This window comes from Bacillus sp. FSL L8-0099 (assembly GCF_038006385.1).
Lineage (GTDB): Bacteria > Bacillota > Bacilli > Bacillales > Bacillaceae_G > Bacillus_A > Bacillus_A toyonensis.
The window spans coordinates 4871884-4898849 of sequence record NZ_JBBOVC010000001.1 but is presented as its reverse complement, the minus strand read 5'-3'; the positions used below and the strand labels follow the sequence as shown (position 1 = coordinate 4898849).

34 protein-coding genes and 3 pseudogenes are annotated in these 26966 nt (G+C 35.6%); 22 read left to right on the top strand and 15 right to left on the bottom strand.

Annotated elements, in window-relative coordinates; genetic code table 11:
• The first annotated feature begins 95 nt into the window (after nucleotides 1-95).
• Nucleotides 96-398 (top strand): YutD family protein, encoded by a 303-nt coding sequence (locus MHH42_RS25125; protein WP_000435941.1) that lies wholly within the window; start codon nucleotides 96-98, stop codon nucleotides 396-398.
• A 10-nt stretch (nucleotides 399-408) separates the two neighbouring features.
• Here MHH42_RS25125 and MHH42_RS25120 read toward each other — a convergent pair whose 3' ends face one another.
• The 4 genes from MHH42_RS25120 to glpX form a co-directional block, all read right to left on the bottom strand.
• The gene (locus MHH42_RS25120) at nucleotides 409-930 is read right to left on the bottom strand and encodes a GNAT family N-acetyltransferase (RefSeq protein ID WP_097872977.1); all 522 of its coding nucleotides are present in this window, start codon (nucleotides 928-930) and stop codon (nucleotides 409-411) included.
• Nucleotides 931-941: 11 nt separating this feature from the next.
• Nucleotides 942-1439, bottom strand: coding sequence for a hypothetical protein (locus MHH42_RS25115; RefSeq protein WP_001174592.1), 498 nt, complete (start codon nucleotides 1437-1439; stop codon nucleotides 942-944).
• Nucleotides 1440-1812: 373 nt separating this feature from the next.
• The gene (locus tag MHH42_RS25110) at nucleotides 1813-2079 is read right to left on the bottom strand and encodes a DUF3055 domain-containing protein (protein WP_000392613.1); all 267 of its coding nucleotides are present in this window, start codon (nucleotides 2077-2079) and stop codon (nucleotides 1813-1815) included.
• Between the two features lie 16 nt (nucleotides 2080-2095).
• Nucleotides 2096-3067: a class II fructose-bisphosphatase gene (gene glpX / locus MHH42_RS25105; RefSeq protein ID WP_000439085.1), complete on the bottom strand. Its 972-nt coding sequence runs from the start codon at nucleotides 3065-3067 to the stop codon at nucleotides 2096-2098.
• 147 nt (nucleotides 3068-3214) lie between these two features.
• Here glpX and MHH42_RS25100 point away from each other — a divergent pair, with 147 nt between their 5' ends.
• The 4 genes from MHH42_RS25100 to MHH42_RS25085 all read left to right on the top strand — a co-directional run bounded on the left by MHH42_RS25100 (nucleotide 3215) and on the right by MHH42_RS25085 (nucleotide 5893).
• Nucleotides 3215-3655, top strand: a complete 441-nt coding sequence (locus MHH42_RS25100; RefSeq protein ID WP_000273998.1) for a DUF86 domain-containing protein — start codon at nucleotides 3215-3217, stop codon at nucleotides 3653-3655.
• Between the two features lie 86 nt (nucleotides 3656-3741).
• Nucleotides 3742-4374 carry a helix-turn-helix transcriptional regulator gene (locus MHH42_RS25095; protein ID WP_000503334.1) on the top strand — a complete coding sequence of 211 codons (633 nt, stop codon included), beginning with the start codon at nucleotides 3742-3744 and terminating at the stop codon, nucleotides 4372-4374.
• Between the two features lie 108 nt (nucleotides 4375-4482).
• Nucleotides 4483-5247 carry a TIGR01457 family HAD-type hydrolase gene (locus tag MHH42_RS25090; RefSeq protein WP_000276473.1) on the top strand — a complete coding sequence of 255 codons (765 nt, stop codon included), beginning with the start codon at nucleotides 4483-4485 and terminating at the stop codon, nucleotides 5245-5247.
• A 115-nt stretch (nucleotides 5248-5362) separates the two neighbouring features.
• Nucleotides 5363-5893, top strand: coding sequence for a hypothetical protein (locus MHH42_RS25085; protein WP_000289892.1), 531 nt, complete (start codon nucleotides 5363-5365; stop codon nucleotides 5891-5893).
• 33 nt (nucleotides 5894-5926) lie between these two features.
• Here the strand turns inward: MHH42_RS25085 and MHH42_RS25080 are convergent, their stop codons facing one another.
• On the bottom strand, nucleotides 5927-6508 hold the full coding sequence (locus MHH42_RS25080; protein WP_070173899.1) for an NAD(P)H-dependent oxidoreductase: 582 nt from the start codon (nucleotides 6506-6508) through the stop codon (nucleotides 5927-5929).
• A gap of 286 nt (nucleotides 6509-6794) precedes the next feature.
• Here MHH42_RS25080 and MHH42_RS25075 point away from each other — a divergent pair, with 286 nt between their 5' ends.
• From MHH42_RS25075 to MHH42_RS25065, 3 genes are all read left to right on the top strand, one after another.
• Nucleotides 6795-7583, top strand: coding sequence for an ABC transporter ATP-binding protein (locus MHH42_RS25075; protein WP_001021168.1), 789 nt, complete (start codon nucleotides 6795-6797; stop codon nucleotides 7581-7583).
• Nucleotides 7567-10140 carry an FtsX-like permease family protein gene (locus tag MHH42_RS25070; protein ID WP_070173898.1) on the top strand — a complete coding sequence of 858 codons (2574 nt, stop codon included), beginning with the start codon at nucleotides 7567-7569 and terminating at the stop codon, nucleotides 10138-10140. The genes MHH42_RS25075 and MHH42_RS25070 overlap by 17 nt, the downstream gene beginning before the upstream one ends.
• Nucleotides 10141-10647: 507 nt before the next feature.
• Entirely contained in the window at nucleotides 10648-11127 is a 480-nt protein-coding gene (locus MHH42_RS25065; protein ID WP_340894440.1) for a GNAT family N-acetyltransferase, read from the top strand.
• 26 nt (nucleotides 11128-11153) lie between these two features.
• Here the strand turns inward: MHH42_RS25065 and MHH42_RS25060 are convergent, their stop codons facing one another.
• Complete coding sequence (locus MHH42_RS25060; RefSeq protein WP_000665097.1) at nucleotides 11154-11645, bottom strand: phosphatidylglycerophosphatase A family protein; 492 nt, start codon at nucleotides 11643-11645, stop codon at nucleotides 11154-11156.
• A gap of 120 nt (nucleotides 11646-11765) precedes the next feature.
• Here MHH42_RS25060 and yutH point away from each other — a divergent pair, with 120 nt between their 5' ends.
• Nucleotides 11766-12767 (top strand): spore coat putative kinase YutH, encoded by a 1002-nt coding sequence (yutH, locus tag MHH42_RS25055; RefSeq protein WP_070173897.1) that lies wholly within the window; start codon nucleotides 11766-11768, stop codon nucleotides 12765-12767.
• Between the two features lie 59 nt (nucleotides 12768-12826).
• On the opposite strand, the gene MHH42_RS25050 is transcribed toward yutH, so the two are convergent.
• Nucleotides 12827-13042, bottom strand: coding sequence for a carbonic anhydrase (locus MHH42_RS25050; RefSeq protein WP_070173896.1), 216 nt, complete (start codon nucleotides 13040-13042; stop codon nucleotides 12827-12829).
• Nucleotides 13043-13382: 340 nt separating this feature from the next.
• Nucleotides 13383-13619: a NifU family protein gene (locus tag MHH42_RS25045; protein WP_000431159.1), complete on the bottom strand. Its 237-nt coding sequence runs from the start codon at nucleotides 13617-13619 to the stop codon at nucleotides 13383-13385.
• A gap of 206 nt (nucleotides 13620-13825) precedes the next feature.
• On the opposite strand from MHH42_RS25045, the gene MHH42_RS25040 reads away from it, so the two are divergent.
• From MHH42_RS25040 to MHH42_RS25030, 3 genes are all read left to right on the top strand, one after another.
• Nucleotides 13826-14134, top strand: a complete 309-nt coding sequence (locus tag MHH42_RS25040; RefSeq protein WP_000248598.1) for a YuzD family protein — start codon at nucleotides 13826-13828, stop codon at nucleotides 14132-14134.
• Nucleotides 14103-14981 carry a nucleotidyltransferase domain-containing protein gene (locus MHH42_RS25035; protein ID WP_000495122.1) on the top strand — a complete coding sequence of 293 codons (879 nt, stop codon included), beginning with the start codon at nucleotides 14103-14105 and terminating at the stop codon, nucleotides 14979-14981. Before MHH42_RS25040 ends, MHH42_RS25035 begins: the two co-directional genes overlap by 32 nt.
• 125 nt (nucleotides 14982-15106) lie before the next feature.
• Nucleotides 15107-15769 carry a hypothetical protein gene (locus MHH42_RS25030; protein ID WP_098144956.1) on the top strand — a complete coding sequence of 221 codons (663 nt, stop codon included), beginning with the start codon at nucleotides 15107-15109 and terminating at the stop codon, nucleotides 15767-15769.
• Nucleotides 15770-15829: 60 nt separating this feature from the next.
• On the opposite strand, the pseudogene MHH42_RS25025 reads toward MHH42_RS25030, so the two are convergent.
• Nucleotides 15830-16162: pseudogene (locus MHH42_RS25025) on the bottom strand (DUF4304 domain-containing protein); the annotation flags it as partial.
• A gap of 151 nt (nucleotides 16163-16313) precedes the next feature.
• Here MHH42_RS25025 and MHH42_RS25020 point away from each other — a divergent pair.
• From MHH42_RS25020 to phnA, 4 genes and pseudogenes are all read left to right on the top strand, one after another.
• A complete protein-coding gene (locus MHH42_RS25020) occupies nucleotides 16314-16688 on the top strand; it encodes a hypothetical protein (RefSeq protein ID WP_000607087.1) in 375 nt (124 codons plus the stop codon).
• A 55-nt stretch (nucleotides 16689-16743) separates the two neighbouring features.
• A pseudogene (locus MHH42_RS25015) lies at nucleotides 16744-16944 on the top strand (hypothetical protein); the annotation flags it as partial.
• Between the two features lie 423 nt (nucleotides 16945-17367).
• Nucleotides 17368-18162, top strand: coding sequence for a DUF2628 domain-containing protein (locus tag MHH42_RS25010; RefSeq protein ID WP_033663116.1), 795 nt, complete (start codon nucleotides 17368-17370; stop codon nucleotides 18160-18162).
• Between the two features lie 234 nt (nucleotides 18163-18396).
• The gene (gene phnA / locus MHH42_RS25005; RefSeq protein ID WP_000212733.1) at nucleotides 18397-18738 is read left to right on the top strand and encodes an alkylphosphonate utilization operon protein PhnA; all 342 of its coding nucleotides are present in this window, start codon (nucleotides 18397-18399) and stop codon (nucleotides 18736-18738) included.
• Nucleotides 18739-18939: 201 nt separating this feature from the next.
• Here phnA and MHH42_RS25000 read toward each other — a convergent pair whose 3' ends face one another.
• From MHH42_RS25000 to MHH42_RS24985, 4 genes are all read right to left on the bottom strand, one after another.
• Nucleotides 18940-19737, bottom strand: coding sequence for an ABC transporter permease (locus MHH42_RS25000; protein ID WP_070173893.1), 798 nt, complete (start codon nucleotides 19735-19737; stop codon nucleotides 18940-18942).
• A complete protein-coding gene (locus MHH42_RS24995) occupies nucleotides 19721-20380 on the bottom strand; it encodes an ABC transporter ATP-binding protein (protein WP_000470290.1) in 660 nt (219 codons plus the stop codon). Before MHH42_RS24995 ends, MHH42_RS25000 begins: the two co-directional genes overlap by 17 nt.
• A 64-nt stretch (nucleotides 20381-20444) precedes the next feature.
• Nucleotides 20445-20618: an aspartyl-phosphate phosphatase Spo0E family protein gene (locus tag MHH42_RS24990; protein WP_001054617.1), complete on the bottom strand. Its 174-nt coding sequence runs from the start codon at nucleotides 20616-20618 to the stop codon at nucleotides 20445-20447.
• A 250-nt stretch (nucleotides 20619-20868) separates the two neighbouring features.
• Entirely contained in the window at nucleotides 20869-21939 is a 1071-nt protein-coding gene (locus MHH42_RS24985; RefSeq protein WP_000682063.1) for an NAD(P)/FAD-dependent oxidoreductase, read from the bottom strand.
• 371 nt (nucleotides 21940-22310) lie between these two features.
• Here MHH42_RS24985 and MHH42_RS24980 point away from each other — a divergent pair, with 371 nt between their 5' ends.
• The 3 genes from MHH42_RS24980 to MHH42_RS24970 all read left to right on the top strand — a co-directional run bounded on the left by MHH42_RS24980 (nucleotide 22311) and on the right by MHH42_RS24970 (nucleotide 24051).
• The gene (locus MHH42_RS24980; RefSeq protein ID WP_000595027.1) at nucleotides 22311-22550 is read left to right on the top strand and encodes a YuzB family protein; all 240 of its coding nucleotides are present in this window, start codon (nucleotides 22311-22313) and stop codon (nucleotides 22548-22550) included.
• Between the two features lie 239 nt (nucleotides 22551-22789).
• The gene (gene dapF / locus MHH42_RS24975) at nucleotides 22790-23656 is read left to right on the top strand and encodes a diaminopimelate epimerase (RefSeq protein WP_070173892.1); all 867 of its coding nucleotides are present in this window, start codon (nucleotides 22790-22792) and stop codon (nucleotides 23654-23656) included.
• A gap of 41 nt (nucleotides 23657-23697) precedes the next feature.
• On the top strand, nucleotides 23698-24051 hold the full coding sequence (locus MHH42_RS24970; RefSeq protein WP_000573824.1) for a HesB/IscA family protein: 354 nt from the start codon (nucleotides 23698-23700) through the stop codon (nucleotides 24049-24051).
• A 106-nt stretch (nucleotides 24052-24157) separates the two neighbouring features.
• On the opposite strand, the gene MHH42_RS24965 is transcribed toward MHH42_RS24970, so the two are convergent.
• Nucleotides 24158-24721 carry a GNAT family N-acetyltransferase gene (locus MHH42_RS24965; protein ID WP_070173891.1) on the bottom strand — a complete coding sequence of 188 codons (564 nt, stop codon included), beginning with the start codon at nucleotides 24719-24721 and terminating at the stop codon, nucleotides 24158-24160.
• A 229-nt stretch (nucleotides 24722-24950) separates the two neighbouring features.
• On the opposite strand from MHH42_RS24965, the pseudogene MHH42_RS24960 reads away from it, so the two are divergent.
• Nucleotides 24951-25049, top strand: a pseudogene (locus MHH42_RS24960) (methyltransferase); the annotation flags it as partial.
• A gap of 106 nt (nucleotides 25050-25155) precedes the next feature.
• On the top strand, nucleotides 25156-25509 hold the full coding sequence (locus MHH42_RS24955) for a YxeA family protein (RefSeq protein ID WP_340894423.1): 354 nt from the start codon (nucleotides 25156-25158) through the stop codon (nucleotides 25507-25509).
• A 28-nt stretch (nucleotides 25510-25537) separates the two neighbouring features.
• Here MHH42_RS24955 and MHH42_RS24950 read toward each other — a convergent pair whose 3' ends face one another.
• Entirely contained in the window at nucleotides 25538-25999 is a 462-nt protein-coding gene (locus MHH42_RS24950) for a DUF523 domain-containing protein (protein WP_000635477.1), read from the bottom strand.
• Between the two features lie 80 nt (nucleotides 26000-26079).
• Here MHH42_RS24950 and MHH42_RS24945 point away from each other — a divergent pair, with 80 nt between their 5' ends.
• Complete coding sequence (locus tag MHH42_RS24945) at nucleotides 26080-26961, top strand: helix-turn-helix domain-containing protein (protein WP_000535232.1); 882 nt, start codon at nucleotides 26080-26082, stop codon at nucleotides 26959-26961.
• The last annotated feature ends 5 nt before the right edge of the window (nucleotides 26962-26966 follow it).

The following is a 26966-nucleotide window of genomic DNA, read 5'->3' as shown; positions in this document are numbered from 1 at the left end:
GCATGTACTAATTTGCAATTTTTTGTATTTGAAATTGTTGGTTGTTATGCTTTGTGATACGATAAAAAGAAGAATGCTTAGAGAGGAAGTTAATGATGGAGCAAAAGCAAGAAATTCATGCTACGGTGAGCATTAATAATGTTCAGTACGAAGTAATTAAAAACTTTCGTGACGGTTTTAGTGAAGAAGCATTTAAAGAGCGCTATGCAGAAATTTTAAATAAATATGATTATATCGTTGGAGACTGGGGATATGAGCAACTTAGATTGCGCGGATTCTTTGATGATAGTAACCAACGTGCGACATATGATACGAAAATTAGTACTTTATCAGAGTATTTATACGAGTACTGTAACTTCGGTTGTGCACACTTCGTATTACGAAAAGTGAAGAAATAAAAAAATCCTCTTACGATTGTAAGAGGATTTTTTCATAGCAATTATACCAGTTGTGAGGAGGCTGTTTACTTTCAAAATAAACAGCACCTCGGCAAATATAATCGTTTTTTTCATATAGACTTAATGAAACCGGATTGCGAGTAAAGCAATCTAGGCGTATGCCATTGTAACCTTTCCGTCTTGCTTCACTTTCCCAAAAAGATAAAAGTACTTTACTATATCCTTTTCCTTGCGAGAGAGGATGGATAACGAAAGAGTGGACGATAAGAAAGCGTCCGTCTGTTTCTGACCAATCAATTCGTTTATATTCGGGAGACTGCCACTCGTTTAACACGACAGCACCAACGAGTGAATCGTCCTCAAACAAGCAATAGAGTTCATCTTGTTCTAAGTGATAGGAAATATGTTCTCGAGCTGGATAAGAATCATCCCATTGGTAAATTTGATTTTGTAAGAGCGCTTTTTTACATTCTGTATACATTCCATCTAATCCTTCTAATAAATCCATCGTACCTTTTCTCACGTTTAGCATGAGGCACCTCCTTATAAACAAATTGAAATATAATCGCCTTCAGAGAGTTGTTTATTTGGTTTCATTTGTTGTCCGTTCAATTGAATATCCCCACTTTTAATTTTATCCACAATGGTAGTACGGCTCCAATCTGAAATATATGTGGATAACACTTTATCAATTCGGTGGGAGCCAAAAACGATGTCTAATACAATCGTGATTTCAACTATGCCACTTTCTTTATGTTGTGTCATAGAAATGGTAGTAGTCGTTTCTGTTTGGTCTTGCTGAATCATATCGATTGTTTCCACATGATCAGTAAATGATTTATAAATGCGCAGTTTTTGATTCCACGTATGATCGTTCGGGCATTTATAAATGGCAAAGCGGTATATGTTTTTTCCATTGGCGTTATGCCTGCGAATATTCGTATCAGTAAATAGGGTATTACGTCCGCAATTTTTACAATATTTTTCGATTGTGTTTTGCTGATTTTCATATAAACTCCAAGAAAGTTGTACTTTCTGCATTTTCCTTCACCTCTTATAGTAGTGGTAAAGGAACGTAATACAGCTATTTGGATGTCTTGTAGTATGAAGACATGAGAAGTAGACAAAAATAAAAGGAGGTTCCCCAAAGAGGAACCTCCGTAAACATCATACTACAGATGCGTTACGTTCCTTTGTAATGGGAATGGGCAGACTACTCCCTTGAAAAAGCACGGTGCTTTTTTGAGAGTAATGCTATCCAATTGCTGGTCCATTACAAAGTAAATGTTGGCATACGTAGATAACGTCCTTTCTATCCAAATAGATTTGTACATAAGTATACCACAAGAGATTGAAAATTCAAAATAATTACAGTGAAAAAACACCAGCTAAAATAGCTGGTGTTTGAGATAAGTTATATAAGTTCAAATAAAAATGAGCGTAATTCTTCTGCAATTTCTTCAGTCATAGAAAATGCGTGCTCTAAGTAGCCTGGTTCGTTTAAATCGTCAGGACCGATGATTGCAAATTTATTGCTCTGCATATCAAGGACAATTGTTTTACCGTAATGACGATCGGAGTATAAAAGCGCTAAATCATGACGCTCATTTTCTCCCATAAAGCTAACGAAACGAGTTTTTGTAGCGACAGTATCGTCGTACAGAAAGAAACGTTCTTCCATACACATGGCTCCTTTATTAAATATCTAAGTTTAAGTGTGGTTTATGATCTAAATGGTGATGCGTTTTAATGAAACGTACTGTTCTTGTTTTGTAACGCATAACGATAGAATATGTTTCAGCTAAATCTCCGCCTAGGAATTTCACGCCGTCTAATAACTCACCAGCAGAAACACCTGTTGCTGAGAAGATTGCATCATCACCAGATACTAAGTCATCTAACATAAGAAGTTGACGAGGATCTTCTAATCCCATTTCACGACAACGAGCTTCTTCTTCTTCGTTCATTGGAACTAAGCGAGCTTGCATTTCACCTTCAAGGCATTTTAATGCTGCTGCAGAAATAACGCCTTCTGGAGCTCCGCCAACACCTACGAATAAGTCGATACCTGTTCCAGGTAGTGCTGTTGCGATTGATGCACCAACATCGCCATCACCAAATAATTTCACGCGAGCCCCTTTTGCACGAACACGGTCAATAATATCTTGATGACGTTCACGTTCTTGAATGATAACTGTTAGATCACGAATCTTTTTATTGTTAGCTTCTGCTACAATTTCAATTGTTTTTTCAATTGGATCATCTAAGCTAATTTTACCAGCTGCTTTTGGACCAACCGCGATTTTTTCCATGTACATATCAGGAGCGTGAAGAAGGTTTCCTTTATCTGCGATTGCGATAACTGCCATTGCATTTGCAAGACCTTTTGCAACGATGTTTGTACCTTCTAATGGATCAACGGCTATATCTACTTCTGGACCGTTACCTGTTCCTAGTTCTTCACCAATATATAACATCGGTGCTTCATCAAGTTCTCCTTCACCAATTACAACTGTACCTGCCATGTTTACTGAATCGAACATATCACGCATAGCTGTAGTTGCTGCATCATCTGCTTCATTTTTCTTTCCGCGGCCCATCCACTGTGCGGATGCTAATGCTGCTGCTTCTGTTACACGGACAATTTCTAGTGCGAGTTCACGTTCCAAGATTTCATTCCTCCAATTTCAAAAATCATACAAATATAACTATAACAAATAACGGAGAAAAGGTGAATTCGAAAAATTGTCGATTTTTTCAGAAGAAAGCGTTACAATTAAAATGTAAATGCTTTAATTTCCAGGTAGGTGACATGAATGTACTTCGTAGACAGAAAAAAAATAGAACAAATGCTAGTATGTTTAGAACGAGCAACAAATACATTTCAAGAGAAGAAGATATATGAAACCGAGTTTGAATTTTATGCATTAGAGCGCATAGCCCATCTTATGATTGATACTGTATTAGATGTAGGGAATGCGATGATTGATGGATTTATTATGCGCGATCCAGGAAGCTATGAAGATATTATCGATATTTTAATGGATGAGCGAGTGATAAGTGCAGAAGAAGGACAAGGAATGAAAGAAGTTATCCTTCTTCGAAAAATGCTTACGCAAGATTATATTCAAATGAATCATGATGAATTATATAAGACGATTCAAAAACATATTGCAGTGGTAGAGAACTACCCAGCAAATATTCGCAGTTATTTAGAGAAGGAATTAGGGCCTGTATCTGCATTTGTACCAGAATAATTATGCTTATGAGATCCCCGGGAATACCTTTTGGGGATCTTATATTGTATGTGAGAAAGAAAAGGGAAAAGGGAGAAGGGTAAAGCATGGGGGAAGCACGCACTACGAAAGACGAGATTGTCCAATTGTTGAAAGTAAAGGGAGAACATACGGTAGCAGAATTAGCTGACGTTTTAGAGATTACAGAAATGGCGATTCGAAGACATTTAAGTAATCTTGAGAAAGATGGGTTCATTTATTCTAAGATGGTCAGGCAACATGTCGGAAGACCAACTTATTTGTACGGGTTAAGTGAAAAGGGAGAAGATACATTCCCGAAAGAATATAAGCAATTTGCGATTGATATGCTAGAAGATTTAGCTCGAATGGGCGATGAAAAAATACTTCGTTACGTTTTGAAAGAAAGAACGAAGCGAATGGAAGAAAAATTGCAAAAGAGAATTAGTAATCAAAAGAACTTAGCATATAAAGTGCAAGAGGTAGCAGCAATGCAAGAGAAAAATGGTTATATGGTTCAAATAAAGAGAGATGGAGAGAACTCTTTCGTAATTGAAAAGCAAAACTGTCCGTTAAAGGAAATTGCAGAGAGATTCCCGCAAGTATGTGCAGATGAAAAAGAGATGTATAAGCGTTTATTTGCGAATGCAGATGTAAATACGCTAGCAAACATGTGTGAGGGTGATTGTAGTTGTTCTTACCAAGTAAAAGAGAAAAAATGAACGTTCTGGGGCGCTTTAAGGTAAAGCGTTTTTTTCTTTTGGAAAAGGGGGTAATATAAGAGTGGTATGATAGATGAGAACTCTAGCATAGAAGGAGAGACATAATAGATGTATAAAGGTTATTTAATTGACTTAGACGGTACGATGTATCGTGGTGAAGAACAAATTGAAGAAGCAAGCGACTTCGTGAAAGCATTAGGAGAGCGCGGCATTCCGTATTTATTCGTTACGAATAACTCAACTCGTAAACCAGAACAAGTTGCAGAAAAACTTGTTCGTTTCGATATTCCAGCGAAAGCAGAGCAAGTATTCACAACGAGTATGGCGACAGCGAATTTCATTTATGAACGTAAACAAGATGCAACTGTATACATGATTGGTGAAGAAGGCTTACATGATGCTCTTGTGGAAAAAGGATTTGAACTTGTGGATGAAAACCCTGATTTCGTTGTTGTTGGTTTAGATCGCGACATCACATATGAAAAATTAGCAAAAGCATGTCTTGCTGTACGTAACGGTGCAACGTTTATTTCTACAAATGGAGATATTGCTATTCCAACTGAGCGTGGATTATTACCAGGTAACGGTTCATTAACATCAGTTGTTACAGTATCAACAGGTGTGGAGCCAATCTTTATTGGAAAACCAGAATCAATCATTATGGAACAAGCATTAAAAGTGCTTGGCATAGGAAAAGATGAGGCATTAATGGTTGGGGATAACTACGATACGGACATTTTAGCGGGAGTAAATGCTGGTATGCATACCCTTCTTGTCCACACTGGAGTCACAACTGTGGAGAAGTTAACAGAATACGAAGTTCAACCGACGCAAGTTGTGCATAACTTGACGGAGTGGATTGAGAAGATGTAATGAAATGCAGGTAACCGGAAGAGGTTACCTGTTTTTTTATGCACAATTGCATATGTACTATAAGTATATAAAATGTAAAATTTAAATGTAATGATGTAAGGGGGAGAGAATAAGAATGTACTGGATGTCATGTATTATGTTTGTTTTTACATTATGTGTTTTGTTTTTTATTCTATGGAAGATATATAAAATAAATGAAATGAAAAAAAGCGCAGGAAAACTCATTGCAATGTATCCTCGGGTGAAAAGACGTTGGGTTGCATTACTTGGACCAGCATATTTCATTGGACAATGTATGTATATATATGCTCAATATGTAAGTGGTGATATTGGCACACTTGAACAGTTTCTCATTCAGTCAGGTAGTTATGCTGTAGCAAGTTGTTTTATGACTTTAATAGCCATCCATCTTATTAAAAGTGTAAAAATATATGAAAAAGGTGTAGTAGACGGATTAAACTTTTATTCATACGAAGAATTGAAAGGCTATAAAACATCAACATGGGAAAATCCAAAAGAAAATATATTTTTATATCGCGGGCGAGAAAAAATGAATGACAATGTGAATTTACTTATTAGACAGGAAGATATGAATGAATTAGAAAGCATTCTTCAAAGGTATATTCCGAAATTAATGATGAAATGAAAAACTCCGGTTGTTAAAGCCGGAGTTTTTTTATTAAAATGCACGATTCACAACATCTTTAACCTCTTCAAGATATTGTTTACGCACACTGTCATCCACAGAAGGAACACTTGTATAGAATGTATGCTCAAGTGTTTCAATGCCTGTAAATTCAAAAATACCAACATCTGCTGTTTTTTTCATTGCATCAAACATACCGCCTGCTGTGTATACTTCTTTTGAATTTCCCATCGTAGATAATAACAATCCTTTTTTACTGCTTAATAACTTTTCAATACCATTTTCACCGTAAGCATAAGCGAAGCCGTGGCTAAATACACGGTCAACGTATCCTTTTAAAATAGCAGGAAGACCCGCCCACCAAACGGGGTAAATGAATGTAATACTATCAGCCCAAGAGATATGCTCTTGTTCTTCTTTAATATCTTCTGGTGTGTTTCCTTGGGAAAGTGAGATGAAATCGGAAGCACCTAATACTGGATTGAAGTTTAATTCGTATAAATCACGAACGCGTACTTCATGACCTTTTCCTTCTAATTCACTTTTTACAGTTTCTAAAATTGCATGGTTAAAGCTTTCTGTATTCGGGTGTGCATAAACGATTACATGTTTCATTGTTCTTCCTCCTACTTGTGGATATGTGAATAGTTTTTAAATATTCGTGTAACTATTATGGTTACTTTCGTTGCGAGAGTCAACTTTTCTGACGTGAGAAATAAAGTGAAATTTTAATCGGTGGGGGCTATCCATCCCGCACTGATTATTTGCTTACACTAATCGGGCACTTACTGCCGTTTAATATAAATGTTAGTATGTGACAAAAAAATACAAAATAGTAGGGATTTTGCATTTTTGAATAGAATATATAGATTGGTAAATAGAGAGAGAAGGGGATATCGGGATGAATATTATTGAAATTGAAGGGTTAGAAAAATCGTTTGATATTGGAGATAGTAAAGTAAAGATCTTAAAAGATATTAATCTTCAAATTCAAAAAGGAGATTTTGTTTGTATTATGGGGGCAAGTGGATCGGGGAAAACGACCTTACTTCAGCTGTTAGGTGGATTAGATATTCCATCAGTAGGTAGTATTCGAGTTGATGGTACGGAGATTTCAACATTAAAAGAAAAAGAGCTCGCTTTATTTAGAAGGCATAAAATCGGTTTTATTTTTCAACAGTTTAATTTAATTCCAGTGTTTAATGCGGAGGAAAATGTAGGGTTGCCTTTATTATTAGATAATGTTTCGCAAAAAAAGGCAACGGTGACAGCAAATCGTTTATTAGAACTCGTTGGATTGAAAGGAAAAGAAAAGCATTTACCAGCACAGTTATCAGGTGGGCAACAGCAAAGGGTTGCGATAGCAAGAGCCTTTGCAAATGAGCCAGCTATTATATTAGCTGATGAGCCAACAGGGGCGTTAGATTCAGAAAACAGCAAAAATATTATTGCGGCACTTCGCAATGCATGTGATGAATTAGGGCAAACAGCTGTCATTGTAACGCACGATCCGTTCGTAGCGGCCCATGCTGATAAAGTCGTTTTCTTATTAGATGGTGAGGTGATTCATGAGCATGCTGAAAGTAAAGGATGGAAATTTCGAAATATCCCGCAACAAGTTATCCACATTCAAGAGATTATGAATCGTCACTTTAAAGTAGGAGGTAAAGGTGATGCGATGGGTAATTAAGTATGCGGTAAAATCGATGAAACAAAATTGGTTGCGAAATATGTTGATTGCCCTCGGTGCAGCTTTAGGTGTTATGTTAGCGACGATGTTATTGCTAGGCAATCAATCAGTAGAGCAAAGTGTGAAGGAACAAGTAGTAAGTCGGTATGGAGATTATAATTTACAATTTGGCTATATAAAAAATGATATGTATTTAAATAATGAAAGTTTAAAAGGAATAGATGGCTTAGAAAATGCTGAAAAAATATCAAAAGTACTTATACCATATCCTTTCCCACACTATAAAGAGTTATCGGGGAAACCGTCCTATTGGGGTGTTGAGCAAGATTCTCCAGAAATACATTCTTATAAAATATTTGAAGGTCGATATCCGAAAGAAGGGGCTGAAGTAGCACTAACAAAAGGGTATACAGACCGTGAAAATATACGGGTGGGAGATACAATTAAACTTCCATTCCCACAGCATGGAGAAAAGACTGTGAAAGTCGTCGGTATTTTAAATCCACCGTTAATGGCGGCAATGGGGCATGGGGCTTATTTTCCCATCCATTGGCTTCAAAAAGAATTAAATCTACTAAATCAGTTCAATCTCGTTCAAGTGAAAACAGCCGATGTAAATGTGAAGAGAGCGATTGCTCTTGATGTAAATAAGAAGATAGAAAATATAAAGGTGGACCAACGTACTTATGTAGATAAGGCATTTGAACGACTAAATGTAATGAAGCCATTAATTTTTAGTTTAGGTGGTATTGCCTTATTTGTTGTAGCTCTTTTAATAATGGGAAGTTTCTTCTTATCTGTCAGAAGTCGATTTAAGCAATGGGCATTATTACGTGCACTCGGTAGTAATCCAAATCAAATTATATTAGTCGTCTTATTAGAGGCTTTATGTATTGGGGCAATCGGATCGCTAGCAGGAGTTATTCTTGGAGCAGGTACGCAAACAATCGCTGCATCATTTATTAATAAATGGGTGAATATTGAGGGGGCAGGGAAAGAATCATTCTCGATTTCAGGCGAGATTTTACTCATTACGTTTTTACTAGGAATTGTTATGTCTATTATAGGGGCTATTATACCAGCCTTCATGGTTAGAAAGATTCCACCAGTTCAAGCGCTTAGGCCAGGTCTTCCTAGTAATGAGAAAAAAGAAAAAAGGTGGAGTGCTTTTAGTGGTAGCATTTTAATTATTGGTACTGTTATTGGACTAACGGGTAACGTATTAGAGCGTTATATCGGTTTTAATCCAAGTGCGATAGGTGCGCTGTTATTTGCGGTCGGTTTGTTATTTGCGATTCCGTTATTTATTCGGATGATAGCACCAGTGATTGCAAAACCACTTCAAATGATATTACGAATTGAAACGACGATTAGTAGCCGAAATGTCATTCGTTATCGAAATAAGGCGGCTGTGTCCGTTGCTATATTAGCATTTGGTTTTATGTTAGCACTTGTTGGAACGATGTATGTAAATTCTATGTATGAAGGTATGAAAAAAGGATTACAAAAACATTTACCAGCGGACTTAGTAGTAAGAATTCCGGTAGAGTCGCAAGGAATAGAAACATTACCGTTTAGTTGGATGGAGAAGGTTAGAAAAATTGACGGTGTAGAGGCGAGTGTTGGGAATGCTACAGACTTTACAGCAAAGCTTGTGAATTATGACTTTAAAAAAGCGAATCAAGAGTGGTATGAACATGCGAGGAAAAATGATTTTGAACCTGATTTGATGGAAGTTGTGGGAAATGATATTGTCGCGTATCAAAAAGTAACGAGAGCGAAGGTGATTGAAGGAAAAGATTTAAATAAGCCATTACAAGATGGTGAGGGAGTCATTACGAAGGAAACGGCTAAAAAATTAGGGATTCAGTTGCATGATACGTTTGAAGTACAAGGAAAGGGAAAAGAAAAACAAACGATTAAAGTCGTTTCGATTATTGAGCAAGGATTAAGGTTAAGAGGATCAGATGTTTTCGTAAATGAACAATGGGCTCGCGATAAGTTTCACGTACAAGGATATGAAGCAATTCAAATTATGACTAATTCTAATCAATCATTTGAAGCGATTAAGAAGCAAGTAAAAGAAATTACAAAGAATAAAGAGAATGTAGAAGTTATAAACAGTTATGATTTATTGAAAGAACAAGAGCAGTTATTATCGCAAATGATGATGTTAATTCGCTTGTTAGTTGTAATTGTTTTCATTATTTCTGGTATAGGGTTAATGAATGCGATTGTCTCAAGTTTACATGAAAGACGTGCTGAAATTAGTATGATTCGTGCGGTAGGAGCTATTCCGAAGCAAATGAGACGGATCGTTTTATTAGAGGGAACTTTACTTGGAGCGATAGCTGGTTGTATCGGCATTTTTGGTGGGATTTTGTTTAGCTATATCGTGTTATCAAGCTTAGAGTTAACGGTTATTATTATTCCGTATAATCAAGTTTGCATATTAGCTTTTGCTAGTGTGGTGCTTGGAGCAGGGGCAGCGATGATTGCTTCATTACAATTAAGAAAGTTCAAATTAAGTGATACTTTAAAGGAATTATCGGCATAAAAGATTGCTATACCCCGCTCATACAAAGAACAAAGAAGACAAATAAAATGATGACAATACCAATACCGAAGTTAAATACGAGAGTACTATCCATATATGTAACCTCCTTGTTTTAAAGTGAAAAGCACTCTAGTCAGAGTGCTTTTTATTTTGAATCTCCCGTAACGTACTTCACAACTTTTAGAAAGGGATTCATGCGTGTAAAGAGTTACATTATTTTATGCGTTTATTTTGGGGAATGAGTAAGTCCTTATGAAATATAGAAAAAAGACACTCTTTCGAGTGTCTTTTATGATGACAAAATGTGTCAATTGCTTGAGTTCGATAAGACGCTAATTTCCGTTTTAACGCCTTTTCTTTAATCAAGAAGTGTAGCAACAGCGATTCAAATAAATTGTACCATTTGTGTAATGTTTGTGTGCATGCAATTCTGCATATTTCAATTAGAGGGAAATAAGGTGCGGAGAATGAATGAGTATATAGAACAATTGATAAGGAGAGAGAAGGATGGATATACATAAGTTAACGGTAGAAGAAGCAAATGAGATAAATACGTGGACGTACGAGGAACCATATAATTTATATAGTTTTTCAGGCGAGAAAGAAGTGATAGAAGAGATATTAGATGGAACGTATTATGGCTGTTGTGACGATCAAGGAGAGTTCATCGGCTATTTTTGTTTTGGGGAAAATGCACAAGTACCAGGGGGAAGAGATGCTAATTTATATGGTGGAGAAAATCTGATTGATATCGGACTTGGTATGAAGCCGGCGTTAACAGGGAAAGGAATGGGGAAAGAATTTTTCAAAGCTGGAATAGCGTTTGCCACGAAAGAGTTTAATGCAAAAATGTTTCGATTAAGTGTAGCAACATTTAATACAAGAGCAATTACGCTATATAAAAATATAGGTTTTCAGCAAGGACCTATCTTTTTGAGCCGCGGAAGAGAATTTATGCTCATGGAATATGAAAGACCGTCAGCATAAAACTGACGGTCTAGAAAGCATTATTATTATTCCGAGTGATCAGCTCGGTGCGCTAAACGGCTTGAAGCAGCGGCAGCGATTCCGCCAACGATATCATCAAGGAATGTATGCACTTTGCCAGTTGATTTATCATTTAAGTATTCTAAAATACCAGGTTTTAATTTATCGATATATCCAAAGTTCGTGAAACCGATAGAGCCGTACACGTTAACGATAGAAAGTGCGATAACTTCATCAATTCCGTATAAGCCTTCATCACGTTTTACGATATCTTGTAACGGCGCACTTAACATTCCTTTTTCAGCAAGGACATCGAGTTCGATACCAGTAATTAGTGCGTTTTGTACTTCACGTTTTGATAATACACGCTCAACGTTATAACGGCATTCTGACATCTCTAAATTTGGATGATATTTTTTTTGAAGAAAATGAACAAGTTCAGCAATATCGTCAATTGTTACACCGCGTTCTTGTAATAGTTGTAATGCTCTTTCTTGTAGTTGATTTGATTCTTTCATGTTTATCACCTTTTTTTCTTTTTAGTATTTGTATACGTTTCGTTGCTTTATCATGTGCATAGGAATGAAAGGCGAGCACAAGCTCATATATATAAAGAAAAACCATAGGTGGCGACTGCGATGATTCAGCATATTTATGAGCATTATCACATGCATGTTAAAGAATTAATCCCCCTTGGCCCCTATAAAAGCTTTTGGATTCGCAACAAAATTTATGTACTTGTTCCAATTGGAGAAATGGAGGAAGAAGTACTTGTAGAGATGAAAAAGCTCAGTGACTATATGAACCAGCAAGGGGATATGACTGTAGCGACTTTCGTTCCGACTATACACGGCTACTATGTAAGTGAGATAGAAGAACAAAATTACTGCTTATTAAAAGGTATGCGCACGTTAGAACGACATGCTATGTCATTAGGAAGTGAGCTTTCTATATTCCATAAACGAGGTGCATTCTTTCCAGAAGAAATTGAGCAATTAAGCCGCATTGGTGAATGGAAAGCGTTATGGGAAAAAAGGCTCGATCAATTAGAAAAATTTTGGCAATCACAAGTGATGAACCACCCTACAGACGTATTCGATCAATTGTTTATCGAATCCTTCCCGTATTATTTAGGAGTTGCGGAAAATGCAATTCAGTATGTTGTCGATACAGAGATGGATGATACGCCACAAATGACCGATGCGGCAACAATTTGCCAGGAGCGATTTACACCTTTATTATGGCATCAAATGAAGCGTCTAAAACTTCCTTTTGAGTGGGTGTATGATCATCCCACTCGAGATATAGCAGAATTGATTCGCTATATGATGATTGAAAAGAAGAAAGACTGGGAGCAAACAATCGTTCAATTTGTTACAGATTATGAACGCAATTATTCGCTATCCTCATTTGGTTGGCGCTTATTATTTGCAAGGCTCCTGTTCCCGCTCCACTATTTTGAAACGGTCGAACGATATTACCAAACTGGGAATGAAGAACAAAAAAGTATATATAGAGATCGTTTAGAAGCTATTTTACATGATGTGAACCGCTCTGAGCAATTTATGAGGAATTTTTATGGATCACTTCGTTTGCCAATTGATAAGTTAGGGATTAGAAAATTAGATTGGCTATCTTAAAAGTATAAAAAAGAGACCGATTGAGGTCTCTTTTTTATACCGCAATTGTATGTAATACATTATGCTCCTACCTGTCGATCTGCACATATATTTAAAATGAATTGATTTCTTTCGATTTTTTCATTTACTTTACTCAATAATTCTTGCTGGATTTCTTTAAATAAAAATTGATAGCTTGTATTCCATGTTGGTATAACGGACGAAAGGCCTAATAAATATTCTTTTTTCTCTTCTAGTTCTTGAATTGTTAAAAAAGTGTTCCCCATTTTTGGCATGTGTCGTCCCCCTATGTTTTTTACTTCATCCCGCTATTTGTGGGAATCGGGATGCCCGTAAACACCCACTGATTATAGTTTCACTTTATATGTGTGAACGATTCACTATATAGTATTAATTATCGCATTTTTTGAGAAGGATTTCCAATTTTGTTTTATGATGTTAAAGTAGAAGTGTTATTTGAATAAAAAAAGAGACCCATTGGGGTCTCTTTCTAGGAAGCGATTCTGAACGAGCCGCTTCTGCTTTTAATTAATATCTAGCTCCAGCGGCTAAAATGTTCGGTGGCTTCGCTTCTTCCGCCGAGGCACATTTTGAACGAGCCGCTTCCGCTTTTAATTAAAATACTTGCTCTACTTCAATAACGCCTGGTACTTCTTCAAGTAACGCGCGCTCGATACCAGCTTTTAGTGTGATTGTAGAACTTGGGCAGCTTCCGCATGCACCCATAAGGCGTAATTTTACGATACCTTCTTCAATGTCTACTAATTCAACGTCTCCGCCATCGCGAAGTAAGAACGGACGTAATTTATCTAGTACTTCTAGTACTTGTTCTTGCATATGTGGGTTTTCCATTTTTATCGACTCCTTTCATCAGTTTTATTATAATCAAGATAGAGGGGAAAATCTATTTTTTCTGTTCTTGTTTTATTGTCGAAATATTTTATCATGTGTACAACGTGTTTTTTCAGTATAGGGGTATGGAATAAGTTTGTAAAATGATGTGCTTATGTACTAAGACATCTGAATATACTGTTAGAACAAGAAGTGGGGGAGAAGAAATGGTTAATGTGCAAGTGTATGGGACGAAAGTAATTTGTGCGAGCTGCGTCGGAATGCCATCTTCAACAGAAACGTTTGAGTGGTTACAAGCGGCGATTGGTCGTAAATATGAAGGACAAGAAAATAAATTTAATTTCGAGTATATTGATTTTCAACAAGAACAAGAAGATGAAGATAAAAAAGCATTCGCAGAGCGCGTAGTAGAAGAAGATTTATTTTATCCAGTCGTTCTTGTGAATGGAGAGATTGTTGGAGAAGGAAATCCTCGTTTGAAGGATGTTTACGAGGAAATCGAGAAATATTTATAAAGCAGGAAGCCTTTGCGAATTTGCGAAGGCTTTTTTTAATGGAGGGATAGATGTGGAGAATGGAATAAAACAAGCTTTACCAGCAGAAGTAAAGCAGTTAATGGAGCAGTACATAGTAGGGTTAAAAGAAATTTTTTTAGATGGAAAAATAGTCGGAGTATATGTTTACGGCTCTATTGCGCTAGGTGCATTTCATATAGAAACGAGCGATGTTGATTTTGTTGCAGTACTAAATGATTCCGTGAATGAAGCTGAAAAACAACAAATTGTAGAACTGCATAAGAAAATGAGTGAAAGTACGCTAGGTAAAAGAATGGACGGTATGTATATTCCGCTTGCTGACTTAGGGAAATACAATCATGAAATAAATGAGTACGTGTATTGTGCAGATGGTAAGGCGAATATAGGTCATTGGGATATTAATGCGGTCACATGGTGGACATTAAAAAATCAAGGCATTACAGTTATCGGGAAAGAAGTAGAAGACCTTCCACTTCAAATAAAGTGGGATGATGTAGTCAATACAATGCAATACAACGTAGAACAGTACTGGAGTGAAAAAGCGAAGCAGCCATATTTATTTTTCATAGAAGAATGGGTAGAATCAGCTGTCGTTACGATGGGGCGTATTTTATATACGTTAGATCATAAAACAATTGTTTCAAAAGATAGAGGATTGCAATACTTGTTAGAACGCTCAGCGAAAGAATGGGAGCCTTTATTAAAAGAAGTAGAGCGAATGAGGTATGATCCAAAGGAGAAGAAGAAACTTTCTATTTGGAGAAGGGCTGATATGACGAAGAGATATTTGCTTAGTTTAATTGAGGAGTGTAGGGGGAAATGGTAGAGAAAATAGTAAAAGCATCCTTTGTATGAAGGATGCCTTTACTATTGTTATATAATGAAAAAGTACTTTACACGGAATGAGAATTCGAAAGATAATATAAAAAAATATGTAGGCGAGGAAAGCAGATGAGTAAATATAAATTACATATAAATAAAGAACAACTATGGAAAGGTTGTATCTTAAAGTCGATTGCAGATGCAATTTTTGTAGCACATGCTCCTGATTTTTCACACGAAAGTTCATGGGATGGATTTAACTACAGTATGCAAGATAGTCAAGGTGGACAAGGGACAATTACTTTTCATCCGAATTACACGATCGTATGTCTTCAAGATGTGAATAGCGAGAGAATTGAAGAGTGGATTGATGCGGCAAATTATTTTGAAGGGGCACCTTCGGAAGTAATAGACATTGCGAAAGAGGAAGCACTTCAATACGTATTAGAAGAAGTAGAAGGCGAAACAGTTCCTTTTATTACAACTGCATTTTGGATTGAGGATAGCGGTGCGTATTCAATTGATCCATTTGAAGAGATGGAAGAGCACGGTGGATTTTTATTAGAAATTCCATTACTTGATACGGAAGCAGCAATTGAAAGACTGGAAGAAGAGTATGAACTGACAGCGGAACAAATAGAACTTTTACAATTCGTGTATGAGAGAAAAATCCAAAATCCAAATGAGAAAATTAAGTTGTCTAAAGAGGAAGTAGCAATGATTGGGACGGATGATAGTGAAGGGTTAGAAGTGAGTAAAGCGTCATTTGAAGAAATGAATATTACTTGGTAGTTGTAGGAGGAAATATAAAAAGTGTGATAAAGGACTAGTAGAAAGCACAATGTAAATGTACATTGTGCTTTCTACTAGTTTTTTTATATACATATCAATTTCATGAAAGAATACTTTTTCTTTTTCCTCGTTATTAAGATGCACAGAGCAATGTAAATATTGCTGTAAGTAGCGATTAGCTTGTTCGTACTGTTTTAATTTGTAGGAAGAAAAACAGGTAAGAAGCAGAAATGTTTTTTCTTGTAATATTGGAACGACAGCTAGTAACGGAGTAATGGAATGTATATTTATTTTTGTTAAATTTTCATAAGACGCCCACGTTTGAAACCAGTCGAAAATAGTAGAAAGGTAATTCGGAATGTCGATAGTTTCATGTGAAACATTATGCAATATGGAACGTAGTGAAGTTTTGTGAAAAAACATCTTCTGTCCAAACTATGCACTTCATATTTAATCACCTGAAATAGTAGTTTTATGAACTTTATTTTATATATTATAGTATGACTAAAGCTAGATTATTTTAAGAGAGAATGGAGAAGATATCATGATTAACCATAATAAAATTAAACAACTTTTAGAATATGTAGATCGTGCTGAGGATAATGAAATTGAGCTAGAGTATGAATCTGAACCTATGACGATAGAATTGTTTAATAGTGAAGAAATAGAAGAAGGACAACTTGGTTATAGCTTTGATGAAGAAGGGCAAAGCTTAACCGGGAATGAAGAAGGAGATTGGAAAGAGGGATGGATTGTAATTGGAATAGATTCGTATCTCGGTGATCCAATCTTTGTAGATAGTAATGATGAAAAATGCCCGGTTTATACAGCTTTGCACGGTGAGGGTGATTGGGAGATAGAATGTATAGCGGAACGTATAGAAGATGTTATTGAGAAAGTGAAGGGTAGTGTGGAATAAATAAAAATAGTATTTCAATATAATCAAGAAGGGGAGGAGTATGAAAAATTTTTAAATTGAACTACATAAACTGCCGACAGAAAATACTGGAGAAATAATACTTAGTATAGATGAGAGTATTGTATTTCAAGAAAAAACAGACATAATAGACCCGATTTGTCAGTTTTTTGACGCTTGGGTCGAGTTTTTTAAATATGATGATGCTACAATTTTCTTAGATGAATATGAAAAAAAGGTGGAATTTAAGAATAATGAAACTGCCTAAAAATATAGTTGAAGTAGATTTTATTGTATCAATTGAGGAAATTAATGATAGATTATTTATTAGTTGTGTAAGTGGAAATATGTTTTAAATAGTAGAAAGTTAATTTGTGAAGTCTTTTAAGTCGAGATTTTAGGTTAAACCATACCATAATAGTAATTTATATAATAGGAGTAGGATGTGTCCAAATGATTTTGGGGCATCTTTTTTTGTGAACATACAAAACATTTAACTTAGTGTATTAAACGTATGATTCATAAGTATTTTAATATATTTTAAAGTAAAATGAAATAATAAACGGATAATTGTCGGAATATATTCGATTTCCGTTCATTTTTATGAAATATATGTACTTTTTGTTAGATTCCTTCTTTTTGTACATATACAATACCTGTATATAGAAATAAGAAAAGGATGATGTACGTGAAAGACACTGTTTTACAAGAAACAATTTCTCCACAAGAGTTACATAAGATTGTTCAAAAGAATACGGCGTATTATGACTTTAAATGGGGAAAAGTAGAAAATCCAGCACAAGGGAATACGTGGAATTGGGTAGCCTTTTTCTTCCCAACTTTTTGGTTAGCTTATCGTAAAATGTATAAGTTGTTTATTATACTTACGTTATTGGCGGTACCTAGTATCGTTGTAACTCCTTTTATAGATATTCCAGATGGGATTTATTTAACAGTTAGTTTAGTTCTTCAATTAGGAATGATGATATTTACTGGATGGCAAGGAAACCGTTTATATTATAAGCATGCTATTCGAGTTTTACATAAGGAAGAAGATATGCCGGATCATAAGAAGGCGTATTACTTACAATCAAAGGGCGGCGCTAGTGCTGCTGGTATGATTGGTTTACAAGTTATAGTGGGGATAGTGTTTGGTGGAGCTATGTTCGGACTTTCTCTTTTACCAACTGAGCCGAATATTAAAAATGTTGTTCGTTCAAGTGATGAAGGATTTACTTTAGAGGTTATGACTGATAATCCAACTTGGAAGTTCGTGAAGAAAGAAAAAGAGTATGACGTAGTAGAGTTTACTGGTTATGACTATACAGAGAAGAAAAACGTAAAAATTAAATTCGCTGTTTATTTCAGTGAAGGTTACTTTGAATGGCAAGAAGTATATGAGAATAATAAGAAGTTAAGTGAAGAAGAGTTAGAAGAGTATCAATTTTATATTGAAGAGAATGGTTGGGGGTTCTAGTGAGAACTCATTCATTTTGAAAAGAAGAATCTTGTGAAGGTTCTTCTTTTTTATTGTAAACACCATACGAATTGAAATTTTGTAAAATACAATAAAAAATGAGAATTTGAGGTAGGCTTGTCAATAACGTAAGACTATGGCACTATAAAGAAATGCTATACAAATTTTATTTATCGACATGTAAACATCAAATTTGATTTTTACGTATAAATAATGAACGGAGGAAATGAATTTATGGCTACTTTACCAAATTGTCCAAAATGTAATTCAGAATATACGTATGAGGATGGCGTTCTTTTCGTATGTCCAGAATGTGCTCATGAGTGGGGCAAAGAAGCAGAAGCTGAAAATAATGATGGTGCAAAAGTTGTAAAAGATGCAAACGGAAACGTTCTTCAAGATGGTGATGCTGTTACTGTAATTAAAGATTTAAAAGTAAAGGGTACTTCTTCAGTTGTGAAGATTGGTACGAAAGTAAAGAGTATTCGTCTAGTTGATGGAGATCATGATATTGATTGTAAAATCGACGGTTTCGGAGCTATGAAGTTAAAATCACAGTTCGTTAAGAAGGCGTAAGACAAATAAAAAGAGGAGGCTATTCGCCTCCTCTTTTTATTATGTCACTTTTTGTCGGTAAATCGATATTTCGTACAAAATCGTTGATATATTCTGAGTTATGATAGATATATTTGAAAAATCGTTGATATATTGTAAGTTATGATAGATATATTGAAAAAATCGTTAATATAATTTCATTCGCCGTGAACTACGCACGATTCACCTCGCATCATAGTCAATTCCTTTCAACTGACAGCGCTTATTAAAGAATGTTTTATATCCAAGCTGTAAGAAGATAATGACAGCGAAAGCAGTACTCCCTGAAATACCGAGTATGATAGCAATTTGATATTGAATTGCTGTAAACGGTGATACACCGGATAATATTTGACCGGTCATCATACCGGGTAAGCTTATAATTCCCATACCGACCATGGAATTGATTGTTGGTAAAATAGCAGAATCAAAAGCGTCCCTTATGAGGGGAGCAGTTGCTTCTTTCGGTGTTGCGCCGAGCATAAGGGCACCTTCAATATGATCTCTTTGAGATTTCATATTGTTTAAAAAGGTGTTTGCCCCGAGGCAAATACCGGTCATAGCATTACCGATTAACATGCCGGCAATAGGAACGATATATTGCGGTGCATACCACGGATTATGCCCGATAATAACAAAGATAAATAGTAGTAATGGTCCGATTGATCCCGCAACCATGGAAAGAGCGGCTACACGTTTTAATTCTTTGGACATCGGAATATTAACTCGTTTATAAATATTAAAAATAGCAAATGTAGTAATAGAAGTAATGAGAGCAATTGTATAAAATGGATTACTGTTTTCAAATATGTATGTAAGGACATATGCAACAAGTACGAGCTGAATGGTCATCCGGAATGTTGCGATCGCAATTTGTTTCTCGCGAGGTATCCCTTTTAATCTTACAAGTCCGATTAAAATAAGAATGAAAATATAGGCAGCAGCAAGTTGCCAAATTTGGAGTTCAATAACGCCCTTCAACTGAGAGCACTCCCTTTCTAGTTGCACCGTTTGTTTTACTAATTTCAATAATATCGTCTGCAATTTCTTCTGGAAGTTGTTGCGAGTGCGTGATGAAGATAACGGTTTTTTTCTTTTCTCTTGCGAGTATAGTGAATTGCTTCATAACGCGGCGTTCTGTATCACTATCTAATGCCGAAGTTGGTTCATCTAATAAATAGACAGGCGGATCCATAAGTATGATGCGAGCAAAAGCAAGCCGTTGTTTTTCCCCGCCTGATAATGAAGCGGCGTTGTCTTCTAAATTTTTATTTAAGCTAACAGTCGTTAATGCATTCTGCAAAGTATCATCACTTGGAGATGGTTTTTCAGAAAGACGAAGTCCCATTAATAGATTGTCTTTAACTGTTCCGTCAAAAATAGGTGGAGTTTGTCCGAGCATAACTACGTCACGGCGTAATTGAATAGGGGGATAATCAGAAATTGGTTTTCCGTTATATTCGATTGTACCGGATGTTGGAGATTGTAAATCATTTAACATGCGAAGTAATGTACTCTTTCCGCTCCCACTTTCACCGATAATACAAGTGATTGTCTCTTTTTGAATCTGTAAATAAGGAATGTGTAGTATATCTTTATATGTAACGTCTTTTAATATAAACATAAATTGCTCCTTTCTGATTCTAGTTATATCGTATCAAAAAAGAGAGAGAAATAGAAAAATAAGGTTATAAAGAGCAACGTTTTTTCTTCGTCTTGAGTTTTATTAATAAGTTAAGTAAACAATCTAATTCTTGACTGAAAGAAATTACTTTATCATGAGTGAATCCGTACATTTCAACGAGATAGATCAATTCTTTCTTCTTCGCTTCTATTCGATCGTGTAGTTTCGTCAAGTTCATAAGTGAAATGTAATGCCTCCTATAAAAGTATTTATCACATAAAAAATAAGACCGAATGAATTCGGTCTTAAAGGAAATAATAAAAACAACTTACAAATAGCATACACTTTTCATCAATAGTTTTTAATATAAAAATAGAAAATTTTGTGAATAAATATTGAGAAAAAAATTCTGATAATTTCTGTTTATGAAAAAAATTTTTTCAACTGATGAAAAGAGGCTGCCTACATAGTAGACAGCTCGTAAAGTATTAACCGTTATGATATTTATACATCCAAAGAAGACCGGATTTTAATAATCTCGGTACACGTCCCATTAATGGTTGGTTTGCTAGTAAACCAAATCCGTGTTTTTTGCCGAGGGAACCGAGAACACCTTTTAATTTAATAACAGGTAGTTCATCAGGAAGTGGTTCATTATTCCAACGTTTTAATAATATTTGGACAATTTGTTCTCCTTGACCTTCAGCAAGTTGAGCAGATGGTGCGTGTGGAAGTGCTGCACAATCTCCTACAACGTAAACGTGCTCGTCATTTGGAATATTGTGATATTTTGTTAAAACAACCCGTCCGCTACCATCTTGTTCAACCGGAAGGTTTCGAACAACTTCATTTGCTTGAATACCAGCTGTCCAGACGATTGCATCACATGCAAGAGGTTCATCGTGGTTGTACACAATATTTGGTTCGACTTTGGTAATGTTAGAGTTTCGTATAATGGTAACGTTATGTTTTATAAACCATTCTTCTACATATCTACTTAATTTCTCTGGATATGGGAATAAAATTCTATCTTTTCTATCAAATAAATAGATTTTTAAATCAGAACGGCTCTCACGAAGTTCACTTGCTACTTCAACGCCACTTAAGCCAGCACCAACGACAGCAACTGTAGCATTCGGTTCTAGGCCATTTAATTGTTCATATGTCTTACGTGTTTGTTCAATTGATTGTAGACTGTGTGTATATTCCTTTGCCCCAGGAACGTTATGATATTTATCTTCACAGCCAAGTCCGATAATTAAATCATCATATTGGATTGCTTCACCGCCATCAAGATGAACAGCTTTTTCTTCGAGATCAATATTTGTTATTGTGCCGTATTGAATATTGAGGCGTGGGTGCTCAGGAAACGGTATGCGAATATGCGTTTCTGAAATTGTACCCGCTACTAATGCATAATATTCAGTTTTGAAACAATGGTATGGTACTTTGTCGATTAATGTCACCTGTACATCATCTGGAAGTTGGTTGCTTGGAAGTAGCCGTTGCAGAATTCTCATTCCACCGTAGCCACCACCTAGTATTACGAGGTGTTTCATGATGGATTACCCCTTTTCTGTTGAAATGTCCCCTAATCCTAAAATTTTATATTAATAAAATATTTCGACTTTACTCAATCAAATTATATCGAATTTGTGAACAAATAACAATGCATGAATGAATACTCTGTTGTACAATAAGAAGAAAAGTAAAGTAAACTGTTTTCCTTTTCTAGTTACTATTTCATTATGAAGGCCGAAAAGCAGTGTTGTGAATATATTTATATAGAAAAGAATATTTGCTTTGAAGTGAAACAGTGAAGGAATTGAATAGTTTAGTAAGTGTAATGAAAACAACAAGAAACAGCTTAGTTTTCTTCTTATAGATGAAGTCAGAAGGTAATTTGTTTTGTAGTACAGGGGGGATAATTTTGATTAAACCGTTAATTGAATTTTGTGTAGGTAACCTCGCGAGTGGTTCACAAGCAGCTTTAGAGAAATTAGAAAAAGATCCGAATTTAGATGTAATGGAGTATGGATGTTTAGGATATTGTGGTATTTGTTTTGAAGGCCCATTTGCCCTTGTGAATGGTGAAGTAGTACAAGGATCGACAGTAGAAGAGCTTGTTAATAATGTATATGAGTATCTGGATGAAAATCCAATGTTTTAAGGTGTTGCGAATGGGCAGCACCTTTTTCCATTAGGTAAAATATTATTTCGCAGGGTAGGATAATACGGAATATAAATAAAAAAAGGCCCTTTTAGAAGGGCTTTTTTCCTACACAATTTGTGCAAGAATGGCTCATCGCCAAATGTTGTCAAATATGAGAAACGGGGGACATTCATATTGTGTTCTAAAAGCATGCATTCTATACTTAAAATAAAAAATTATTTTTGGAGTGAATACAAATGAGCCAATTTTCTTTTACAAAAATGCATGGTCTTGGCAATAGTTATATATATGTAAATATGTTTGAGGAACAAATTCTTGAAGAAGATTTAGCTCTTGTGGCGGAAAAAGTTTCAAATATTAATACTGGTATTGGGGCAGATGGAATGATTTTAATTTGTCCTTCTGACGTAGCTCCGGTGAAAATGCGCATGTTTAATAACGATGGTTCAGAAGGGAAGAGCTGCGGCAACGGTTTACGCTGCGTAGCGAAATATGCGTATGAGCATAAACTAGTAGAAGAAACAGTTTTCGCAATTGAAACGTTAGCTGGAATTGTAACGGCTGAAGTAACGGTAGAAGATGGTGTAGTTACATTAGTAAAAATCGATATGGGAGCACCACGTTTAACACGTGCAGAAATCCCGATGCTTGGTGAAGGTGAAACACCGTTTATTCGTGAAAACTTCTTATACAATAATCATCGTTATGCATTTACAGCTGTTTCAATGGGGAATCCGCATGCGGTTATTTTTGTTGATGATGTAGAAAAAGCGCCACTTACAACACTTGGACCAGTCCTTGAGACACATGAAATGTTCCCAGAGCGAGCAAATGTTGAATTTATCGAAATTTTGAATGATGACGAGATGAACTTCCGTGTTTGGGAACGTGGATCTGGTGTAACACAAGCTTGCGGGACAGGAGCATGTGCTGCAGTTGTAGCTGCTATTTTAAATGGAAAGCTGGAACGTGGTAAAGAGATTACAGTTCATTTAGCTGGCGGCGATTTAATGATTGCATGGACAGAAGAAGGAAATGTGTTAATGAAAGGACCTGCGGAAGTAATTTGCCGTGGAGTGTATGAGTACAAGATAGAGGCGTAAAGATGTATAATAGAATGAGAACAGAAAGGATGGTGTATTTCATGATTGAAGTAACAGAACAAGCAGCTTTTCAAATTAAAGATATGTTAAAAGATGCTGAAGATGGAGAGAAGTACGTGCGCCTTGCTGTACACGGCGGCGGATGTAGTGGTCTTTCTTACGGCTTAGGATTTGAAGTAGAACCAAAAGAAGACGACACAGTTCTTGAATTTTTCGGTGTTGAATTTGTTATCGATAAAGAAAGTGCTCCAATTGTTAAAGGAGTAAAAGTTGATTATAAACAATCGATGCTTGGCGGCGGATTCACAATTGATAATCCAAACGCAATCGCATCATGCGGATGTGGATCATCTTTCCGTACAGCGACGAATGCTGGTAAGCCAGAAGAGTGCTAAGTGTTTAGCTGAAATAGAAAAAGACCTTTTTAGCGATGGAATATAATCGTTAATGAGGTCTTTTCTTTTGTCGTAAAAGTCCAATTGGTGAGAGCTAATTAAAGTTTCACTTTATCTTTGCATATATGCAAGTATCAGTTAGTTGTTTGCCGTCAGCTGAAAGATCCTCATTACGTAATATCCCTTCAAGCTCAAAGCCTAGTTTTTCAGGAATCGCACGACTTTTTGTGTTATTACGTTCACATCGTATTTCAATCCTTCTAAATTTGAATAACTGAAATCCAAGGTTTATTAACGCACTTACTGTTTCTGTCATATATCCATTGCCACTAAATTGGGTGTTAATCCAGTATCCAATTTCACATTTAGAAACCTTCCAATCAATCGCGTGAAGGCTAGCAGTTCCGATAAAATTATTCGTCTCCTTATGATAGATAAGATAGCGAAAGCTTTCTCTTTTCAAAAAATCTATATGCGCATTTCTAAGGAGAATTTCCGTTTCTTCAACAGTAGGAATGGACTGGAATAAAGACAACCATTGCTTTAATTCATGAATTGAATCTTTAATAGCTTTATGTACTACATTCCCTTCACCTGCTTGCAGTGGTGCTCGAAGAATGAGTTTGTCTGTTTCTATTTGTAACGGAACATCTAATAAAATAGGATTCATATTATTTCTCCCCTCGAAAACTTTAAATTAGGAAATAATGAAATTTATGTAATAAAAAAACTTTCAGCCAAAAGTTAGAAAATAATAAATATATATTCAATTCATCGTTTACAAATCCCTTTTCACATATTGAAAACGAAATCGCTAGTTGGTTGAGTAAGGAATTATTATTTTTTATCTATTTTCTTACGATTTTTGTCTTTTGCATAATAGAAGTTGGCTGATGTGTATGAAGAAGTTTAATGAAGTAGTAGCAACTGATCCGAAGGTAGAATCTGTCCTCGTTCCAATTGGTGTTGGAATGACTATTTCTAAAGTGAAGAAATAATTATTATCTTACAAAAGTGTAATGTTCATGTCATGTTTTTGAATTTCTTCTTTAAAGCCTGAGCTTTAAGATAAGAATATAAGAAAAAACATTTGAGGTGAAGGAAATGAAAAGATACATTGCACTTTTTAGTATTTTAATTGTATTTGCAAGTCTGTTAGTTGGTTGTGATATTAATCGTTTAGGAAAAGATGAGTATTATGTTCAAGTTACAGCTGATGGAATTGAAAAAAATGAGAAGTTTGATAACGGAGAGCCACATAAATATTTCGAGTATAAATTAAAAGGATTCGATAAAGGTGGAGAAGAAAAAGAATTGGAATTCACAGCTCCAAAAAATCTTCGCAAAGAAGCATTCTTACGCGTATACAATTCAGATAAAAAAGGTGTAACAGCTTGGGAAGAAGTGAAAAAAGACGAGCTTCCAGCGAAAGTTAAAGAAAAATTAGGTGCAAAATAAGAAAGAAAAAAGGAATTGACGAACAGGGTCAATTCCTTTTTATATTCTCAAAATCCTCTTCTGAAATGACTGTAAATCCATGTCTTTTGAATAAAGCAGTTGTTACCCCATAACCAGTTTTTTTATTCCCGTTAAATTCTCCAGTGTAAATTGTAGAACTACCACAAGATGGACTACGTTCTTTTAAAATAATATATTCTGGGTGTAAGTCTTTAAGTTGTTCTAATGCTTTATAAGCACCATTTACGAAAGCTTCTGTGACATCTTCTCCATCTTTTGTCATCACTTTCGCTTTTCCGTCCAAAACGTCATCGCCATTCCCACCAATAATTTCAGCGGAAGGACGAGGCGTCGGTAGTCCTCCTAATACTTCAGGACAAATGAGGACTGTATCTTCTTTGTGCAAAAGTTCCTCTATTTTTGAAACGAGATTGTCATTCCCATCATAACGACAAGCGATACCACCTAAACAAGCGCTAATTACAATCATATTCTCATCTCCAATAAAGAAATATTAACTATCACGCCAATTTCTCTTCCTGCTTCTTACTTATAAATGAGGTGATAAGAATGGGAAGCTTATATAATTTAATGAAACCATATAGTGAATTTCAAAGTAAAGAGGAGTTTAATATATATCAAAAACAAGTTTTGAAATATTATCGATTTCAATTAAATAAAACGGATGCTACCATTATTCATTTTTTAGGAAAGTATGCGGTGAATGAGAAACAGAAAACAGTAGGAGTTGCTTGTCCGTTAATGGAGACGATTGCGACGAATGTTGGAAAGAGTATTCGTACAGTACGCCGCTCCATTGCAAAGTTAGAGGAACTAGGAATTATAAAGCGTGTTGCGACAAAAGAAAGACATAAGCGCGGTGGGTATAGTGCGAACTTATATATTTTTCTTATATCTGCAATTGACCGCATGGATGACCGTATGAAAATGTCCGCATGTGAAAGTGAGGATTATGCAGCTGGCTGTAGTAAAAATGAGCAAAAATATGAGGGGGAAACAATTCTTTTTAAAAACATTCCACAAATAAAAGAGAAAAGAAAAATAACGTATGAGCTTGATGAAACGTATTGCCGTCACGATATACCGAAATCTTTTATATACGCACTGGTGCCGATGACAAGTAATCCGAAGAAGATTAATATATTTTGGAGTAAGGTGGAACTTGCGTATAAAAAGAGTGGCTTACTAGAGCAAGGTGTTTTATTAGAGCAAATATTAGCTGATGAAGAAGTGAACGGAAATTTCATTTGGCGCGTGAAAAGTGTTGTGAGGGCACATAAATATGGGGAAATTCGTAAAGATATTGGGGCACTTTTTTACAGTACAGTGCGAGATTTATTTTTTGAGGTTGGATTAGAGTGGGGAGCAGCATTAAGGAGGAGAAAGGGACTACATCTATTTGATCCGTTTAAAAAAGAGCCATGCTTATAATACAT